Origin of the sequence: Hymenobacter sp. (assembly GCF_036388155.1) — a bacterium.
Taxonomy (GTDB): Bacteria; Bacteroidota; Bacteroidia; order Cytophagales; family Hymenobacteraceae; genus Hymenobacter.
In genome coordinates this window covers 1-17336 of record NZ_DASVSI010000163.1, presented here as the reverse complement: position 1 = coordinate 17336, position 17336 = coordinate 1, and the positions used below count along the sequence as shown (strand labels likewise).

General features: G+C 58.3%; 17 protein-coding genes. 3 read left to right on the top strand and 14 right to left on the bottom strand.

The window, feature by feature from the left end; translation table 11 throughout:
* Window positions 1-115: 115 nt before the first annotated feature.
* The 10 genes from VF629_RS22930 to pdhA form a co-directional block, all read right to left on the bottom strand.
* Window positions 116-2239, bottom strand: a complete 2124-nt coding sequence (locus VF629_RS22930; RefSeq protein WP_331060839.1) for a peptidylprolyl isomerase — start codon at window positions 2237-2239, stop codon at window positions 116-118.
* Window positions 2240-2487: 248 nt separating this feature from the next.
* Window positions 2488-2751 carry a hypothetical protein gene (locus VF629_RS22925; protein ID WP_331060838.1) on the bottom strand — a complete coding sequence of 88 codons (264 nt, stop codon included), beginning with the start codon at window positions 2749-2751 and terminating at the stop codon, window positions 2488-2490.
* A gap of 50 nt (window positions 2752-2801) precedes the next feature.
* A complete protein-coding gene (gene lptC, locus VF629_RS22920) occupies window positions 2802-3365 on the bottom strand; it encodes an LPS export ABC transporter periplasmic protein LptC (protein ID WP_331060837.1) in 564 nt (187 codons plus the stop codon).
* Window positions 3366-3390: 25 nt separating this feature from the next.
* Entirely contained in the window at window positions 3391-4725 is a 1335-nt protein-coding gene (locus VF629_RS22915) for a hypothetical protein (protein WP_331060836.1), read from the bottom strand.
* Window positions 4712-5452, bottom strand: coding sequence for a type III pantothenate kinase (locus VF629_RS22910; protein WP_331060835.1), 741 nt, complete (start codon window positions 5450-5452; stop codon window positions 4712-4714). The genes VF629_RS22915 and VF629_RS22910 overlap by 14 nt, the downstream gene beginning before the upstream one ends.
* Window positions 5453-5575: 123 nt before the next feature.
* On the bottom strand, window positions 5576-7519 hold the full coding sequence (locus tag VF629_RS22905; protein ID WP_331060834.1) for a pseudouridine synthase: 1944 nt from the start codon (window positions 7517-7519) through the stop codon (window positions 5576-5578).
* A 190-nt stretch (window positions 7520-7709) separates the two neighbouring features.
* Entirely contained in the window at window positions 7710-8093 is a 384-nt protein-coding gene (locus VF629_RS22900) for a TraR/DksA family transcriptional regulator (protein ID WP_196280318.1), read from the bottom strand.
* Window positions 8094-8272: 179 nt separating this feature from the next.
* Window positions 8273-8749 (bottom strand): 6,7-dimethyl-8-ribityllumazine synthase, encoded by a 477-nt coding sequence (gene ribH, locus VF629_RS22895; RefSeq protein ID WP_331060833.1) that lies wholly within the window; start codon window positions 8747-8749, stop codon window positions 8273-8275.
* A gap of 72 nt (window positions 8750-8821) precedes the next feature.
* The gene (locus VF629_RS22890) at window positions 8822-9595 is read right to left on the bottom strand and encodes a tetratricopeptide repeat protein (protein WP_331060832.1); all 774 of its coding nucleotides are present in this window, start codon (window positions 9593-9595) and stop codon (window positions 8822-8824) included.
* Between the two features lie 63 nt (window positions 9596-9658).
* Entirely contained in the window at window positions 9659-10690 is a 1032-nt protein-coding gene (gene pdhA, locus VF629_RS22885; RefSeq protein WP_331060892.1) for a pyruvate dehydrogenase (acetyl-transferring) E1 component subunit alpha, read from the bottom strand.
* A 215-nt stretch (window positions 10691-10905) separates the two neighbouring features.
* On the opposite strand from pdhA, the gene recF reads away from it, so the two are divergent.
* Window positions 10906-12021, top strand: a complete 1116-nt coding sequence (gene recF, locus VF629_RS22880; protein ID WP_331060831.1) for a DNA replication/repair protein RecF — start codon at window positions 10906-10908, stop codon at window positions 12019-12021.
* A 71-nt stretch (window positions 12022-12092) separates the two neighbouring features.
* Entirely contained in the window at window positions 12093-12401 is a 309-nt protein-coding gene (locus tag VF629_RS22875; protein ID WP_331060830.1) for a DUF721 domain-containing protein, read from the top strand.
* A 423-nt stretch (window positions 12402-12824) separates the two neighbouring features.
* On the opposite strand, the gene VF629_RS22870 is transcribed toward VF629_RS22875, so the two are convergent.
* Window positions 12825-13250: a helix-turn-helix domain-containing protein gene (locus VF629_RS22870; RefSeq protein ID WP_331060829.1), complete on the bottom strand. Its 426-nt coding sequence runs from the start codon at window positions 13248-13250 to the stop codon at window positions 12825-12827.
* Between the two features lie 1227 nt (window positions 13251-14477).
* Between VF629_RS22870 and VF629_RS22865 the strand changes: the two genes are divergently transcribed.
* Window positions 14478-15101: a hypothetical protein gene (locus VF629_RS22865; protein ID WP_331060828.1), complete on the top strand. Its 624-nt coding sequence runs from the start codon at window positions 14478-14480 to the stop codon at window positions 15099-15101.
* A gap of 114 nt (window positions 15102-15215) precedes the next feature.
* Here VF629_RS22865 and VF629_RS22860 read toward each other — a convergent pair whose 3' ends face one another.
* The 3 genes from VF629_RS22860 to VF629_RS22850 form a co-directional block, all read right to left on the bottom strand.
* Window positions 15216-15485: a PLD nuclease N-terminal domain-containing protein gene (locus VF629_RS22860; protein ID WP_331060827.1), complete on the bottom strand. Its 270-nt coding sequence runs from the start codon at window positions 15483-15485 to the stop codon at window positions 15216-15218.
* Between the two features lie 100 nt (window positions 15486-15585).
* The gene (locus VF629_RS22855; RefSeq protein WP_331060826.1) at window positions 15586-16239 is read right to left on the bottom strand and encodes a rhomboid family intramembrane serine protease; all 654 of its coding nucleotides are present in this window, start codon (window positions 16237-16239) and stop codon (window positions 15586-15588) included.
* Between the two features lie 98 nt (window positions 16240-16337).
* A complete protein-coding gene (locus VF629_RS22850; protein ID WP_331060891.1) occupies window positions 16338-17309 on the bottom strand; it encodes a polyprenyl synthetase family protein in 972 nt (323 codons plus the stop codon).
* Between the last annotated feature and the right edge of the window lie 27 nt (window positions 17310-17336).

The window sequence follows — 17336 nt, the reverse complement described above, 5'->3', positions numbered from 1 at the left end:
GTTCAACGCAAACCCGGCGGTGTAGGGTGCCGGTTCTCCAGTTTCACAAAGATGCCCAAAACCAAAAAGGGCCGCACCCCAAGGTACGGCCCTTTTTAACCCAACAAGTTGTCGCTTAGAAAAACTTCGTGCGGTTGTCTTTCACGTTGGCGTGGGCCTTGATGGCCTCGTAAATTTTGGAATCCTGCTGCTGCGCGCGCTGCTGCAAGAGCTGCTGCTGCGTGGCCTTGATGGCCGCGGTAGAAGCCGCGGGTGTTACGCTCACGGGCTCCACCACCAACACGCCTTGCTCGCCTTGGATGGGGGCCGACTTCTGACCCGGCTTCAGCGCGAAGGCTTTGCCTACCGCCAAGGGCTCGAAGCCCACGTTGGTGAGGTTGCCCTGCCCAAGCACCACGTCCGGGGCGGTGCCTACCTGAGCAGTGGGGCCGTATTTCGAGGCCATTTCTTCCAGCGTGCCCGCGGTGGGCAGCTTGGCCGAGATTAGCTTGGCCTTCTCCTCGTTGCGCACCAGCGCCGTCAGCTCGGGGCGCAGGTTGGCCACCGTGGCGGTGCCTTTGCTGCGCTGGTCGGTGAGGGCCGCGATGACGTACTGGTCGCCCATCTCGTACACTTCCGAGATGTCGCCCACCTTGGTTTCGTCGCCGTTCTGGTTGAAGCCGAAAGCCCAACGCACCAGCTCACGAGCATTTGGCAGGTTGTTGACGTTGCGGGCAGCGCGGTCGAGGTTTTTGGCTTCTTGCTTCACCAGCGTCTTGTCTTTGGTCACCAGCTTGCGGAAGCTCTCCAAGTCGGTGGCTTGGCCTTTCAGCTCCTGCGCTTTGGCGTAGGCGGCTTCGCGGGTAGCATCGCTCGGGGCGATGGTCTTCTTCACCTCAGCCACCTGATAGGTCTGCTTGGTGGGCGCCGCCGTTACCTTGATGACGTGGTAGCCGAACGAAGTTTCCACCACGTTGGGCAACAAGCCGGGGGCCGTGGCGCCGAAAATGGCTTTTTCGAACTCGGGCACCATGCGGCCCTGGCCAAACCAGCCCAGGTCGCCGCCTTGCTCCTTGGTGCCGTCCGTGCCGAACTGACGGGCTAGGGTGGCGAAGTCGGCACCGCCTTTGATTTTGTTGAGGATGTCCTGGGCTTTGGCTTTGGCTGCGGCCTTGGCTTCGGGCGTGGCGCCTTCGGCTTTGATGAGGATGTGGCTGGCGCGAGCGGCCGACTGGGTGCCGGTGCTGGCCCCGGTCACTTTGTAGAGCGAGTAGGTACCGTTTTCGGCGTAGGGGCCGTACACTTTGCCCTGGATAAGGGGCAATTGCTTGCGCAACTCCTCGGGCAGGTCGGCGGGGCTGCGGAAGGCCTTGTTGTAGGGCTGCTCTGAGTTGGCCGACACGAACAGCGAATCCACCGGCGCCGACGCAAACTGCGTGGCCAGGTCCGCGATGGAGGTTTTCACGGCGGCGCTGTCTTCTTTCGAAGCCACCACGGGCACGGTGATGTACTCCACCGTGCGGCCGTCTTCCACTTTGTACTTGCCCTTGTTCTTGTCGAGGTAAGCCTGTAGCTGGGCGTCGGTCACCTTCACCGCCGAGTCGGAAATGCTGCCGTAGGGCACAAACAGGTACTTCACGGTGGCTTTGGTGTTCTGGGCCTGCTCGAAGCGTTTGGCTTCGGCGGTGGTCACGTACACCGAGTTTTTCAGCAGGGCGTTGTATTTGTTGGCAATGCGCTCGGTGGGCAGGTTGGCTTCGAAATTGCGCCAAGCGGCCTGGTTTTCGGGCGGCAGCTTCTCGAGGTTCTTCAAGTAGTCAATCAGGCGGGCGCGGTCAAACTGGCCCGTTTTGGGGTCGGAGAAGGCCTGCTTGATGGCGGGGCTGATGTTGTCGCCCTGCACCATGTCCCATTCCTCGTCGCCCGACACGCTCAAGCCCAGCTTTTCCCACTCCGGCTGGAAGGCCATGCGGTAGATGGTCTGGTTCCAGGCTTGGTCGCGCAAGAAGCCCATGGCTTGGTCGTCGGGCTGGCGCTGCTGCTGGGCAATGAAGGCCTGCTTGGCTTGCTCGAGGGCGTTGTTGTAATCAGCCAGCTCCACTTTCTGGCCGGCCACTTCGCCCACCGTCGTGTCGTTGCGGTTGAAGAGGCGGCTGTTGCCACCCACCAAGTCGCCGCCCACAATGAACAGCACCATGCCAACCGCCACGAGGCCCACCGCCACGCCTGATTTTTCTCGAATCGTGTTAATTAAAGCCATTCCTTGGTTGTCAGTTATTAATTGTCTGTTGTCAGCCTCGGGAAGCAGTTATTCAGAACAAGCTGACAACTGACAACGAGCAACTGACAATTCTTGTCGTTAGTCAAAAGAGGCGCAAAATAACCAGAATTTGACCGGTAATCAAAGTATTAGCCGATTTAAAGTCCCGAAAAAGAGCCGGAAAGCCTGCTTCATCGCGCATAGTTGCCCCAAAAAGTCCTTGCCGCTGCTTCGTCAAGCGCACTGGCCTACCGGCGTCTTTTCCCCGACTTGGCGGGCGTTTTGGCTTTGGCCTGTTTGGCCAGCCGGGCTTGCTCCTCGGCAATTTTTGCTTCCAGGCGCTCCTGCTGCCGCCAGTAGAGCAGCGGCATCCAGCACGTCATGGCCACCATAAACAACCAGTAGTTTCGGCTCAAGTCGTTGAACAGAATGGTCTGGTAGATGCCAATGACCAACGCCACTACGCCCACGGCGAAGAGCACGGTGCGGAGCAGGGATTTGTCGAACTTCATGAGAAACGAGTTGAATGGAACACCGCCCAAGACGGCCTTGACCCAAGGCCCTACAGCGGCGCCTGCCCCGACTTGGAGAGGATGCCCGTGGGCCGCTTGATGCTGTAGCGCGAGAAGTTCTGGTTGGCTTTCAAGCCGTAGCCGTCAATGTATTCGTTGGGCGTTTCCACCTTTACGAACATGGCGGTGTCGGTGTAGATGAGCTGCTTGGTTTTATCAAAGAACAACTCTTCGGTGTTCATTTTTTGTTCCTGCGGCACGTTTGTCACCTGCACGTTGCCGCGCATGATGTAGAGGTTTTTGGAGTTGTCCGACTTGCCGTAGTTGGCCGTCAGCGTGTTCACCACCGTCTTTTTCCCGTCGGCCGAGTAGAATACCACCTTCACCCCTTTGGGGTAAATGAAGTCGCCGTTTTCGAAGCGCTGCTCCAGCGGCGCGGTAAGCTGAAACTTGAGCTTCGCCGAGTCGCTGAAGAGGGCCTTCACGTTGGTGGTTTCCATCAGCGGGCCCTTGTATTCCTGCTTGGGGCCCGTCGCCGTCTTTTTGTCGCAGCCAGCCAACGCCAGCGCCGCCAGCAATGCCCCACTTCCAAAAACGAACCTCAATGTCAGCATTGTGTTGGTTGAAAAAGTCTGCGACTTACTGCAAACGCCGCTTGATAAACCAGCGGTTGTTCAACGTAATGCCCAGCTGCCCGCGGATATAGCTTTCCTGTACGTTGCTGGTGCCGGTAGCGGCGTTGAGCACGTCGGTATTGCCCCGCACGCCATAGATAAACGCCAGGCTGAAAGTGGTGGCTTCCAGGGGAGTGGCCGTGGGCAGCGGGAAGGCAAAGCCCCAGCTCACGGCCCGGTCGTAGAGGGCTTTGCCGCCCGGCTGGTACGGCAGCTGCGCAAACGAGAGGCCCGCGCGGTACGTCACGCGCTGGAAGTAATGCTCTACCGAGCCCGGGTCCGGCGTGATTTCCCCGCCCAGACCCAGACGCAGCGTGTTGCTCAGGGGCACGCCTGTTTCGCCGAAGCTGCGGAATTTGGACCACTGCTGGTGCGAAGCATCAAAGTTGGCGCTCCAGTTCTTGTCGTTGTCGAAGCTGATGCCGACCTGGGCGAGGGCGGGCACGTAGGTGCTGCCGCGGCCATCGCTCACGGTGGTGCTGGCGCTTACGGCGCCGGCGGCGTCCTGACGTTCCTGCGTAACGTCTCGGGTGCCGCGCAAGTCGTGGGCAAAACCGTATACGCCCGCCAGGTTCACGCTGAGCTCTTTGCCGAGCTTGTGCCGGTAGTGCGCGCCGGCCCGGAACCCAAAGTCCGAGTAACGAATGTGAGTGCGGTCTACTGCCGTTTCCTGCAGCGCCGTGGAGGTGTTGGCCACCTGCAGGGTGGTGCTGGAGGTTTCGTCAATTACGCCAAAAACGTAGGAAGCCGTGAACCCCAGCGTGAAGTTCTTGGTGATGCGAAACCCCTGGCCCAGGTAGGCTTCGGAAACGCCGCCCTCCCCTTTCGCCTGGGTGAGCACCTGGGTGGTGGGGTCATTTCGAACGCCTTGTATGGTGTTCGACTCGTAGTCCACCGAGCTCAGCGGCTTCAGGCCCACCGCGGCGCCCCACTTTGAGCTTAATGGCACGGACAGGGCCAGGTAGCCCAGCGTGCCGCTGCCGCTGCGGATGGAGCCGTTCGCATTCTTCGCCGTTTTGTACTGCCCGTTGTAGCCGGCCTCAAACGTGGTGCGCGAAGTGTAGTACAACATGGCAGGATTCAACTCGTTCACATTGACTGCGTTAGGCGCAGCCAAGCCAACGCCGCCCATGCCCATCTGGCGCACGCCGCCGGTATTGGCGTTGAACTCGCCCAAGCCAATGCGCGAGTAGGGCGAGTTGCCCAGGCCCTGCGCCTGCGCGCCACTCACGGTCAACCCCGCCACGCCGGCCAACACCAAGCCCAAACGCAGGCAACCCATCTCTTTATTTGACAACATGATACGCTAAAATCCGATTAAGGCCGAGCAGCACTAGCTCAGGCACAACAAAGATACGAGCCGAGAGCCGGGCCGCCAGAAAAGCAGCATCGCCCCCCGTCAACAACACCCCAAGTCCGGGATAGAGTTGCTGATATTGAGCAATCAACCCGGTAATTTCGGCTACCGTGCCGTGCACCACGCCGCTCAGCAGGCTTCCCGTAGTGGAGTCGCCCACGAGCGGAATCGTTGCATCGGCCGCTGGCAGCTCCAACCGCGGCAGCCGCCCCGTGAACGCGTGCAAGGCCCGAAAGCGCATGCTCAGGCCCGGCGAGATGCTGCCTCCGTGGTACACCCCGTCGGCCGTGACCAAGTCAACCTTCAGGGCGGTGCCGGCGTCCACTATGAGCGTGGGCTGGCCGGGCCGCAAGCCTGCCGCGCCTACCGCGCCCGCCAATCGGTCGGCCCCAAGAGTATGCGGGGTGGCGTAGGCATTGCGCAGGGGAATGGCGGTGGTGCTGGAAGCGAAAGTCAGAATTTCGCCCGGCACCAAGCTTCGCAGTTCCTCGGCTCGAAGCGCGGCATCTTCCGCCACCGAGGCAATGATGACGTGCTCGGGGCGCCACTGCTGCACCAGCGTCAATACCTCCGGCGCCGTGAGCGCAGCCTGCATCTGGTGCAGGCGCGGCCCCTCGAAGCAGCCGGCCTTAACTGCCGTGTTGCCGATGTCCAATGCAAGCGTGCGCAATTCGAACTGATTGAGAAGAATGAGTAGAAGTAGAACGTCATGCTGGGCTGGTCGAAGCATCCCTACCGTAGTAAGGATGCTTCGACCAGCCCAGCATGACGTTTCTTTACACTTGCTTCAGATTTACAAGAAGTACTTCAAGCGAATTACTTCCTGCTCGCTGAGGAAGCGCCACTTGCCGCGGGGCAGGTCCTTCTTGGTGAGGCCGGCGTATTGCACGCGGTCCAGGGCCACCACTTCGTAGCCCAGGTGCTCGAAAATGCGGCGGACAATGCGATTCCGCCCGATGTGAATTTCGATGCCCACGAAGTGCGCATTGCCGGCCACTACGGCCACGTCGTCCACCACGGCTTTGCCGTCTTCCAGCTCCACCCCTTCGGCAATTTTGCGCAAGTCTTCCTCCGCCAGCGGTTGGCTCAATTCGACTTGGTAAATTTTCTTGTTTTTGTGTGAAGGATGAGAAAGCTTCTGGGCAATCTCGCCATCGTTGGTGAAAAGCAACAAGCCCGTCGTGTTCCGGTCGAGCCGGCCTACGGGAAAGATGCGCTCCTTCGAGGCGCTGGCCACCAAGTCCATCACCGTGCGACGACCTTCGGGGTCTTCGGTGGTCGTGATGAAGTCCTTGGGCTTGTTCAGCAGCACATACACCGACTTCTCTCGGTTGAGGTTGGTCTTGCCGTACTGCACGGTGTCGGCGGGCTGCACCTTGTAGCCCATCTCCGTCACTACTTCGCCGTTCACCCGGATTTCACCGGCGGCAATCAGCGCGTCGGCCTCACGCCGTGAGCAAATACCGGCGTTCGCGATGTAACGGTTCAGACGCGTCTCGTCAGCTCCGAAATCCTCTTCCTCGCGACGACGCTTGTTGCCACGGTTCTTGTCGTTTTCGTAGTGCTTGAGGTTTTTGTAGTCGGGCGCTTCGCCGGGTTTCTCGCCGTAGCGGGGCTTGTCGGCGCGGTTCTCCTGCACCACCGGGCGGGCCGCCCGCGGCTTGTCGACGCTAGCGCCATACCCGGTACCCGAGCGACGGACGCTGCGCTCCTGCGCTTTCAAGGCCTCGCGACGCTCGGCAAAGCTGCCGGGCGCGGGAGTCCACTTCTCTTGGCTGCGCTTCTCGTAGCCACCCGGGCGCTCGCCCGTGCTGCGGCTAGCAGCGTAGTTAGCATTCTCACGTTTGCCAAAAGCGCCGGGCGTAAACTTCCGACCGAAGGCCGCTTCGTCGCCGCGGCGGTCGGCATCGCTGCCGCCTGCAAAGTCGCGCCGCTCACCGCGCTCCTCACGGGGCTGGGGCGGGTTGGCTTCAAACGGACGGGCTGCTCGGATGGGCCGGTTTGGGCCCCGCTCTTCGCTGCGCTGGAAATCCTCTGGCTCGCGGGGCGTGCTCCGCCCAAAGCTGCCGCCGCGGGGGGCGCTGGTTTCGGTTGGCTCGTTGGGGTTTTGCTTTTGGAACTTGCGGTTGCGCTCGCCGGGCATGCCACGGGGCACGGCCTTTTCGCCATCGCGGCGGTAAGGCTGGCCGTTCCAGTTTTCCTTCGGCTGGTATTCCCGAATGGGCCGGGCATCGGGGCCCGCGCCGCGCTGGTCGCCACGGTCATTGCCAAAGCCGCCACGCTCCGGCCGCTGGGCCGTGCGGCCGTAGCTGGTGCCGGTGCGCTGCTCTTTGCCCGGGCGCTCGCCGCGCTCAAACCGGTCGGCGCCGGGGCGGAAACCGCCTTGCTCGCGCGGGCCACCATCGCGGCCACCACCGAAGTTCTTGCCTCCACCGGCACCAAAGCTGCGCTTCTCGCCCTCGCCGAAGCTGCGCCCGCCGCCGAAGCCGCCGTTGCTCGGACGGCCAAAGGCGCCGTTCGTGGCCGGGCGCCCGAAAGCGCCGTTCGTGGCTGGACGGCCATTGCCAGGACGGGCCGCGGAGTATCCGCCGCGGTCACTGCCACGCTCGCGCTCGCCTCGGCCAGCGGGTCCGCCATTGCTCGGTCGCTCGTTTTGGTTGCCGAAGCCACCCGGGCCTCCTGCGCTGCGACCGCCGCGACGGTTCGTCTTATCTTCTGAAAAATGTTTCTTGCCCATGGGAAAGTAGTTGCTTGCCGTATCGCTACGGTATGATGAAAAACGTGGTGGTCTGAGGGGAAGCTCGCATAGCCGACAAAGGCTAACGGTGGCAAAAATGATTCCCTCAAGTTAAAAGCAAAAGCCCGAACCCGCTAGCCGGCCGCCGCAGCGCCAGCCCGCAGGTTCGGGCCCCAGGCCTTCGCGTGGACTAGTCGCGGCGAGCCATTTTGGCTTCGATGGAATGCTGGGTGTGCGGCACCGCCCGCAGGCGCTCCTTCGGAATCAGCTTGCCCGTGCCGATGCACACGCCATAGGTGCCGTTTTTGATGCGGACCTGCGCGTTTTCGAGTTGCTGGATGAACTTCATCTGGCGCGAGGCCAACTGGTTCATGCTTTCCTTCTCGGCGGTGTCAGCGCCGTCCTCCAGCACCTTGGCCGACGAGGCGGTGGTGTCGGTGCCGGAATCGTTGCTGCGGTTCAGGGTTTCCTTGATGAATGCCAACTCTTTGCGGGCCGCCGTCAGTTTCTCCTGAATAATCTGGTCGAACTCATTCAAGTCTTCCCGGGAATAGCGAATGTTGTCCTCGTTCATCGAAAGGGGGGTAAAAGGGGTAGGAAATGCGCCGCCATTGGGCAGCGAAGCGGCAACACCGCCACCTGCTAAATGGTTTGGCCAAACCGTTGCGTGCCTGCGGCCTCTACGTAAGGCCATTGCACGCTTGATTTTGCGGCTGCAAAGTTACGAACGCAGGGCCGCTTTTCCTCCGAATGCTAAAAACCTAACATTTGAATAGCAGCCACAGCGGCTTCCACTCCCTTATTGCCGTGCTTCCCCCCGGCGCGGTCCCAGGCTTGCTCCAAGGTATTCGTCGTGACAAGCCCAAAAATGACGGGCTTGTTGAACTTCAATCCCACTTGGGTGATGCCTTGCGCCACGGCGTGGCAGATGTAGTCGTCGTGCTTGGTTTCGCCCTGAATCACGACCCCCAAACAAATGACGGCGTCCATCTCGTCGTGCTGCGCCAGGAACTGCGCCCCGAGCGTCAATTCGAAGCTGCCGGGCACGCTATTGCAGAAAATGTTCTCCGCAGTGGCGCCGTGTTTGATGAGCGTGTCGTAGGCACCGGCGCTGAGCACGTCGGTAATGTCGCGGTTCCAGTCTGCAACCACTAGGCCGAAGCGTTTTTCGCTGATGTCAATAAAATTGGTGGCGTCGTAGTCGCTGAGGTTTTGAAGAGAAGTGGCCATAGGTGGTCTTATAAACAACATCCCCATCTTGCGCGGTGCAGGATGGGGATGGCAATGATAGTGGAGTGCTGCTTATTTGGCGCCTTCCAGTTTGGCTTTGTACTGGCGGGCTTCCGCCACTTCTTGGGCCGAGGGGAATTCGTTGATGATGCGGTCGTAGGCTTTCACGGCGCCTTCGTTGTCCTTGGCCAATTCACGAGCCGTAGCTTCCTTAAGCAAGTAACCGGGCGAGAAGTACTCGTTGGCGTTGTGGTCGGCAGCTTTGGCGTACAGGTCGGCAGCTTCCTTGGGCTTGTTCAATTCGAGTTGCGCATCACCCATCAGGGCGTAGGCACGGCTCTGCACCAAGTAGTCGTCGGAACTGAAGTCCTCCAAGTAATCGAGGGCCTCCTTGAACTTGCCCTGCTTCAGTGAAGCCACGCCGGCGTAGAAGTTGGCGAGGTTGCCGGCTTTGGTGTTGCCGTACTCGTTGGCCACGGTGGTCAGGCCCGGAGCCTTGCCGTCGCCTTTGATGGCCTTGTTCAGTGAGTCCGCTTCCCAGTGGTTCACGGCGCGGAACATGCTGGCCTGCGCTTTTGCGTCCTGCGTGTTGCGCCAGTAGTAGAAACCGAACGCGCCAACCACGGCCAGCACCACCACGGCTAGAATGCCGAGCAGCAGGTTGCGGTTGTTGCGTACAAAATCTTCCGACTCCGCCAGCCGGGCCGCCAACGCGTCCGGGTCTTCGAGCAGCGGGTTTTCCGGTGCCAGGTTTTCGGCAGGCGCCAGCGGGTCGGCCGAAACGTTCTGAACGGGTTGCCCCTGACGGGCCTGCTGGCTCTTGCCAGTGTAAGGAATCTTCGACATTGCGGAGGGTATTGCTACTATAGGCCTGCACGCAGGCCGGGTGGCCCACAGGGACCGGGTTAGTTAGTCGTGGATGTAAGGATAATCTTCTTGCACGTACACGTCCTTGTACAATTCGTCGGGCGTGGGATAAGGCGAGCTTTCGGCAAATTCTACCGACTCGGCTACCTGGGCTTTGATGCGCTCGTCAATGGCTTCCAGGTCGGCCTCGGTGGCCATGTTGTTCGTGAGGATGGTGTGGCGCACGCCCTCGATGGCGTCGCGGTGCCGGTAATCTTCCAGCTCCTCTTTGGTGCGGTACTTGGCGGGGTCGCTCATGGAGTGGCCCTTGTAGCGGTAGGTCTTGAACTCGAGCAGCGTGGGGCCTTCGCCGGCGCGGGCGCGCTCGGCGGCGCGGGCCACCGCTTCGTGAACATCTTCCACGCGCATCCCGTTCACGGGCTCTGACGGCATGTCGTAGCTCAAGCCAATCTTGTAGAGGTCGGTCACGTTGGAGGTGCGCTGCACCGACGTGCCCATGGCATAGCCGTTGTTCTCAATCACGAAGATGACGGGCAGCTTCCACAGCATGGCCATGTTGAAGGCTTCGTGCAGGGCACCCTGGCGCACGGCGCCGTCGCCCATCGAGCAAATGCACAGCTTGCCGGTCTTGTTGTACTTCTCGGCAAAGGCAATGCCGGCGCCCATGGGCACTTGGCCGCCCACGATGCCGTGGCCGCCCATAAACCCAACCTCCTTGTCGAACATGTGCATCGAACCGCCCTTGCCTTTCGAGCAGCCGGTGGCTTTGGCAAATAGCTCTGCCATCACGGCATTGGGCGAGGTGCCCAGCGCCAGCGGGTGGGCGTGGTCGCGGTAGGCGGTGATGTACTTGTCGCCTTTTTCCAGCGCCGATACCTGCCCCGCTACGCAAGCCTCTTGGCCGATGTAGAGGTGGCAGAAACCTTTAATCTTTTGCTGGCCGTAGAGCTGGCCAGCCTTGTCCTCGAACTTCCGCATGAGCTGCATCTGCTCGTACCAGCGCAAGTAGGTTTCCTTCGGGAAGGAAGTACCGGCTTTGGCTTCTTTAGACAAGTCGGTACCGGAGGCCGCCATGGTGGGGGCGTCGGTGCCGGGCATTACCGGGTCGGGTTGGCCACCGGTGGTGGCCGCCTTGCCTTTTCCTTTGGCTGCAGCTGCTGCGCCATTGGTTGCCGTCGATTTTTTTGAAGCAGCTTTTACTTTCGTATCTGCCATAGCTCGTTCAAGGAAAAGAATAATTCGCGTTGGGAGGGCGAAATTACGTAAAAGTGCTGGCAATACCGAACCTTATGACCCTTGACTCCCTCCAGCTGCTTTTTTTTAAAAATTACGATGACGCCGCCCTGCGCTTGTCCCCCGGCCTCAATTGCTTCATCGGAGACAATGGCAGCGGAAAAACCAACTTGTTGGACGCCATTCACTATTTGTCGCTGACCAAGAGTGCGATAACTTCTTCAGACGCACTTTGCATTAAGCAAGGCGCTGATTTCTTTGTAGTTAAGGGGAATTTTACGTCGAATTCTGACTTAGGGCAGGAAACCATCCAGGTCAGTTTGCGCCAAGGCCAGAAAAAGACGCTGACCCACAACAAGCAGCCCTATGAGCGCATGGCTGACCACATCGGCAAGTATCCAGCGGTGCTCATTTCACCTTACGACACGGACCTGATTCGGCAGGGCAGCGAGGAACGACGCAAATATTTTGACAGCCTGATGGCCCAGCTCGACCACGAGTTCCTTGAACTGCTCATTTCCTACAACGCGCTGCTCCGCCAGCGCAACGCCGTCCTGAAGCAGGGAGGCGACCGGCCCGCTCACGGCTTCGACCGGGAATACCTTCTGGCACTTGATGAGCAGCTTGCTCCCATCGGTCAGCAACTCACCGCCCTCCGCGAAGCTTTCCTGGCGGAGTACGTGCCCATCTTCCAGCGCCACTACCAGCAGCTAGCTGACGGCCGGGAACTGGTTACGCTCACGTACAAAAGCCAGCTCCTGGGTGCCGATTTCGCTCATCTTTTGCGCAGCAACGAACGCCGCGACTTTGCCTTGCAGCGCAGCACCACCGGCTCGCATCGCGACGATTTTGTCTTCCTCATGGATGAGCAACCCGTAAAGAGTCACGCGTCCCAAGGCCAGCAGAAATCCTTCGCAATTGCCCTCAAGTTGGCGCAGTTTGAAATGTTGGCCGCCAAGCAACAGCACAAGCCGCTGCTCCTCCTTGATGATATATTTGACCGGCTCGACGACAAGCGCATTGCCCGGCTCTTGGAATTGGTGGCGGATGAAACCTTCGGGCAAGTATTTCTTACCGACACCAACCTTGAGCGAACCGACCAGGCCTTGGCTCGGGTGACCATTCCCATCCTCCGTTTCCGAGTCCAGGACGGTACTGTCGCGCCGGTATAACGGTAGCCTGGGCTACCTTTGCGGTAACATAACAGGGGTTTATTCGCCCCTTTATTTTGCCTGCCTGCCTCGTGAAAAAGCCTTCCTCCCCCACTCGCTCCGGTGACATTTCCCTCAAGGAGGGACTCGAAACACTGGTGCGTACCTACCGGCTGCAAGGCAAGCTCAATGAAGTGACCGTGGTGTCCAGCTGGGAGCGCGTGATGGGGAAGGCCGTTGCTTTAAAGACCCAGGAGGTCTACGTCAATCAGGGCCGGCTTTTCGTTCGGCTGACCTCTGCCCCGCTCAAACACGAGCTCCTCATGGCGAAGACCCGGGTAGCTGAGCTCATCAATGCTGAGGTGGGCGAAACAGTTATCAAGGAAGTCATCTTCCTGTAGCGGTAGCGTCCGTCGGCTTTGCTCCGCATGCCCTTGGCTTGCCCATTGTAGGGTCAGGACTCCCGTGCGTTCATGACGCCAACATTTCCCTATTTCCCTTAGTGAGTTCCTCATCCTCGCTTCTCACCCACCGCGTAGGTGCAAGTGCGGGTTTGGACACTTGAGCTTACCATACTTTTTCTGGGAGATTTTTCAGGCTTTTGCAGCAGCGTCATTATAGCAAGAGCAAGTGTTTTGTAACTGGTTGTAACCCGTCTCCCACAACATGCTCGCTCGGTCAAACACTGGTCTAACCACATGCCGCGCATGGATTACCTAAGTGCCGCTTGTTTCCTTTGCTTTTCTTAAACTAAGCTGCGCAAGAGAACACATCTGTTCGTCAATCCTGACCCGAACAAAAATGTTTCACGTGGAACATTTTTGTCACTTTGGCCCATACACTTTCAACAGGAGCTCATTATAGGCCTCAAGCAGGGAGATATACTTCGCCTGCAGAAGTAAAAGTTGCTTTGCGGGGTCGGATTCTGCATTAAGAGAGGATGTTACACGCGGTGTAACAGTACTTGTAACAGGTGTTTTGGCTTGTTGTGTTACAAATGAAAGTACAGATTGCTGGACAACTGTAAAATCATTTGAAAAGTCGTGATTTATTATTTCCCCAATTCTTTTTACAATGTTGTAATCGACTGTTTCTTCTTTGAATTTACGATAAATTGTTGGGCGTGTAATGCCCAGTTCCTCTACGATACGCGTAATGGAAATACCGCTGTTTTTGATGGCTTCTTGCAGGATTTCCCCTTGATGTGGCATAATTGACGTGTTCCGTAACGCTTGTGCAAATATGTCCATTCTACGCGAATTAGACAAATTTGTACGAACAATAAAATTACAAATTATGTATAATCACACATGTGTTACAAACAAAGACAGTGTAACAATTACAATTAAGGTCGTGACAATAACGCGTTACGAACACGCTTGTTACAATACAAGCACTGTAATTATTACAAAACAGGTCTGCTGAATCAAGCAAACCCTTTTCATTAGTGGAGCAGTACTATCAATGCAGCCGGTTTGTTACCGGCCAGATAGGGCGGCAATCAACCTAACCGGAAAGGTTGTAGTGATGCCATGCGTTCATAAAAGTGTTAGGCGTACCAAATCGATGAATCCGTTTACAGACATGTGTACAAGGGCAGGAACTCTGTCCGCGCAGTCTCAGGGGAACAGCATAATGTCCGGCCCAAGAGTGGTGGGTACAAAGCCTAATGGTTGTGGTACCTCAAGGCAACTCATCTTCGGCCAATAATTAAGTGGTTAGACTGGATGCTTGCTAATGAGCCAACCCGAGTTGCAGGTGTCGAAGCACAGCAGCGTGGCGTGGCAAGCGTCAGAACGCCCGCACCAGAAAAACTTTAAGCGTCGAAGTGAGGAAAGCCTAGCGCTAACGATGGAAAACACCCTCTCTCCTCCAGACGTGCGTTTGAACTCAAGCGAGTACTGTACTGAGGCGAGCCTTCCCTGATGAGGTGTGGTTTTTAAGGCACTCAAGAAATTGTTTCAGCAGGGGCTTGTAGGCAGCTCGGGGAAATGCTCGGAGCAATTGGAGTGCTGGAGCTGGCCGCAGTCACAACGCCATAAGGTGGCGTTACTAGGCAAATAAGCAGCGGTGCCGTGGCCCGCTAAGGAGTGTGTTTTGCCCATTCAGGTCAAAGGAATGAATGGATTTAGCCACGGCTCGTGCGAGACGAAAACTTGGTTGTTGACGATACCATGACGTTTAATTCAACTGCATTCACCCCGAGTAATGAGGGCGTAAAAAAAGGCTCGCATGGCGTTTTTGGGGAGCAGGCAGCGTCAACTACGGTAGATGTGCTATGACGGCGCTGCACAGGAAACCGAACGAGCATGGGCGTTGCTACAGGTTTTAGCAGTATGGGAAGCAAAACCGCCCGTAGGCGGCCGAAGTGCCTTCAGGGCAAATGCTGCTGTGCCGCTTGGGCACCACACAGGGGGTTCCAGCAAAACCCAAGCTTTGGGGTAATTTCGCAGCTCATCTTTATTGCTTTCGCATCCATGAAAAAACTGCTGCTACTTGTGTTACTCATAGCCCTGGGTGCCGGAGGCTACTACTATTACCGAAGCTTGAAGAATGGGCCGCAGGGCGCATTGGTGCTGGCCGCGGCGGCGGTGCAATCGCACGACATGGCCACGTTCGAGAAGTACGTTGACGTGAGCAGCGTGACGGGCCACTTGGTAGACGACGTAGCCCAGCAAAGCTCGGCGCTGACTTCGCTCATACCCGGCGGCGGACTTGTGACTGGTGGGGCCCTGCGCATGCTCAAGCCAGCCCTCGCTAAAGCGGCACACCAGGAAGTGCAGCGCTACGTAGAAACCGGCTCACTAGAGGCCGCCGCCGCGACAGCACCCAAGCGCATGGTAAACCTCTCGCTGACCGGACTGGCCAGCCGCGTGGCGAGCCCAGAGAGCGAATTCAAGGGCATCAAATACACTCGGGAGGAAGGCGACAATGCTTTCGTGGGGTTGGAGATAACGCAGCCCAAATACGATACCACAATGGTGGTGGAAGTGAAGATGCGGCGCCAAGGCGACCACTGGCAAATGACCCAAATTACGAACAGCGGCGAACTGCTGCGGGGCGTAGCACGGCTGGAAAAAAAGCGGCTGCTAAATCAGTAAAAGCCACTCATTGGAATAGACCGCAGAATCGGCTCGACGGTGAAGCATCCCAAAACAAAAAGCCCCGGCCAATTGGCCGGGGCTTTTTGTTTGAAGGAAACAGGCTGACTTTAGCTACCTACGGCCTGAGAACAGAAAGTAGATAATGGACCCAAGAACTGGGAAGAACCAAATGATGGCGCCCCAAACGAGCTTTTTGGTCAAACTCCAATCTTGTTTTAGCAGGCTGATGACAGCTGCAATAGCCAGAATGAGGTAAAGTACTCCGACGATGGAAAGGCTGCCGTTATTGTTGTAACGGCTACACGAAGTGGCCAGCAACAGCAGGGGCAGCAAAAGAGCCGTGGAAGGCAAGCGAGAAGCGAATTGACGGAGGGTTTGCATGTGGAGGGAAGGAAAGTGAAAGATGGAATCTTCCCTCAGTACGAAATGCTCCCTAAATAGATTATTTCAGATTATAAAATTAGAATCAATTAACTGATAATCAGAGTTTTGACTGAATAAACAAGCTTATTTGTTCAATAAATGCAGGCGCCGCAGTGGGCATAAGCGCAAGTAAGAGCACCACGCCATAGAGAGCGCCATAAAAGTGGGCATCGTGGTTGATGTTATCGCCCCGACGGCGGCCCATGTAGTAGGAGTAGGCTAAATAGAGGAAGCCAAACACGAAGGGCTGAATGGGGAAATCGTTAAACGGAAAAATGGTAATGCCTTGGCCTTTGGGAGCGACAGGCATAATCATAATGCTGGCGAAGAGCACCGACGACACGCCACCCGACGCGCCGAGGCTGCGGTAGCCGGGGTCGTCGCGATGACGGAAGTAAGTAGGCAAATCGGAGATGATGATGCCACCCAAATAGAGCAGTAGAAACAGGCCAATGCCTGCCCCTTGACCATACACTTCTACTAACGTCCGCAGCACCACCGGGCCGAAGGAGTAGAAGGCAAACATGTTGAAAAAAAGGTGCATCAAATCCGCATGCAAGAAACCTGAAGTGAGCAGGCGGTACCACTGGCCGCTGGAGCGGGCCATGCGGTAGGGCTGCATTATCCAGGAGTCCATGAGCTCGTCTTTCGACCAAGCATAGGCAGAGATGGCGACCGTGAGGCCGATGAGAATGAGGATGGGATTGAACACGGAAAGGGGATGTAGTTGTCAATTGTTTGTTGTCAGTTGCTAGGCCCGAAGAGCCATCATCGAGAACAATCTGACAACGGCCAACGAGCAACTGACAACTAGCTTTCCCGGTCCATGAGCTGGAGCGCGAGGTGGTGGAGGGGCTCCTTGCGCGCTGCGGGCGCCGCTACGCGCTCCAAATGCTGGAGGGCGTCCTGGAAGTAGTCGTTGATGAGGGCTTCCGTCTGGGGGCGAATTTCGAGGTCGTCGTAGATGGCACGCACGGCGGCCACCTTGGCATCTGCATCGGTGACGGGTTGGGCGATGGACTGGCGCAAGATGGCCTGTTGCTCGGCATTGGCCTGGGCTTGGGCAGAGAGCAGGAGGAAGGTCTTCTTGTCGGAGATGATGTCGCCGCCTACGCGCTTGCCGAAGGTGGCGGCGTCGCCGTACACGTCGAGCAGGTCGTCGCGCAGCTGGAAGGCTAGGCCGATGTCGGTGCCGAACTGGCGGAGGTGCTCGGCGTCTTCCTCGGAGGCGCCGGCGAGGCGGGCGCCCAGCTCCAGGCAGAAGCCGAGGAGGACGGCAGTTTTCAGGCGAATCATGTCCAGGTACTGGTCGATGCTGACCTGGGGCTCGGTCTCGAAATTCATGTCCCACTGCTGGCCTTCGCAGACCTCGGCGGCTGTCTGGCTGAAGCGGGCGAGGATGCGCGGGAGCAGTTCGGGCCGCACTTCCAGGAACAGCTCGTAGGCCCGCACCAGCATCACGTCACCGGAGAGGATGGCCACGTTGGGGTTCCACTTTTCGTGCACGGTGGCCTGGCCACGGCGCAGGGGCGCCTGGTCCATCAGGTCGTCGTGGAGCAGGGTGAAGTTGTGGAAGACTTCGGTGGCCAGCGCGGGCTTGATGACGCCGCTGAGTTCATCGGTAAAGAGGTGGGCGCCAAGCAGCGTGAGCAGCGGCCGGATGCGCTTGCCGCCAAGCCCCATGATGTAGCGGATGGGGGCGTAGAGGGTGTCGGGCTGCTCGCCGTAGCTGAGCTGGGCGAGGGCGGCGGTGATGTTAGCGGGGAAGTCGGCTGGGGTCATATTGCGTGCAAAGAACGGCAGGCGCCG

What these genes read in the sequence shown, in the direction of transcription:
- VF629_RS22925 (WP_331060838.1), bottom strand. Translation starts at nt 2,751, where the DNA reads ATGAAGTTCGACAAATCCCTGCTCCGCACCGTGCTCTTCGCCGTGGGC.
- recF (WP_331060831.1), top strand. Translation starts at nt 10,906, where the DNA reads ATGACCCTTGACTCCCTCCAGCTGCTTTTTTTTAAAAATTACGATGAC.
- VF629_RS22915 (WP_331060836.1), bottom strand. Translation starts at nt 4,725, where the DNA reads ATGTTGTCAAATAAAGAGATGGGTTGCCTGCGTTTGGGCTTGGTGTTG.
- VF629_RS22890 (WP_331060832.1), bottom strand. Translation starts at nt 9,595, where the DNA reads ATGTCGAAGATTCCTTACACTGGCAAGAGCCAGCAGGCCCGTCAGGGG.
- lptC (WP_331060837.1), bottom strand. Translation starts at nt 3,365, where the DNA reads ATGCTGACATTGAGGTTCGTTTTTGGAAGTGGGGCATTGCTGGCGGCG.
- ribH (WP_331060833.1), bottom strand. Translation starts at nt 8,749, where the DNA reads ATGGCCACTTCTCTTCAAAACCTCAGCGACTACGACGCCACCAATTTT.
- VF629_RS22870 (WP_331060829.1), bottom strand. Translation starts at nt 13,250, where the DNA reads ATGGACATATTTGCACAAGCGTTACGGAACACGTCAATTATGCCACAT.
- VF629_RS22865 (WP_331060828.1), top strand. Translation starts at nt 14,478, where the DNA reads ATGAAAAAACTGCTGCTACTTGTGTTACTCATAGCCCTGGGTGCCGGA.
- VF629_RS22905 (WP_331060834.1), bottom strand. Translation starts at nt 7,519, where the DNA reads ATGGGCAAGAAACATTTTTCAGAAGATAAGACGAACCGTCGCGGCGGT.
- VF629_RS22930 (WP_331060839.1), bottom strand. Translation starts at nt 2,239, where the DNA reads ATGGCTTTAATTAACACGATTCGAGAAAAATCAGGCGTGGCGGTGGGC.
- VF629_RS22860 (WP_331060827.1), bottom strand. Translation starts at nt 15,485, where the DNA reads ATGCAAACCCTCCGTCAATTCGCTTCTCGCTTGCCTTCCACGGCTCTT.
- VF629_RS22900 (WP_196280318.1), bottom strand. Translation starts at nt 8,093, where the DNA reads ATGAACGAGGACAACATTCGCTATTCCCGGGAAGACTTGAATGAGTTC.
- pdhA (WP_331060892.1), bottom strand. Translation starts at nt 10,690, where the DNA reads ATGGCGGCCTCCGGTACCGACTTGTCTAAAGAAGCCAAAGCCGGTACT.
- VF629_RS22850 (WP_331060891.1), bottom strand. Translation starts at nt 17,309, where the DNA reads ATGACCCCAGCCGACTTCCCCGCTAACATCACCGCCGCCCTCGCCCAG.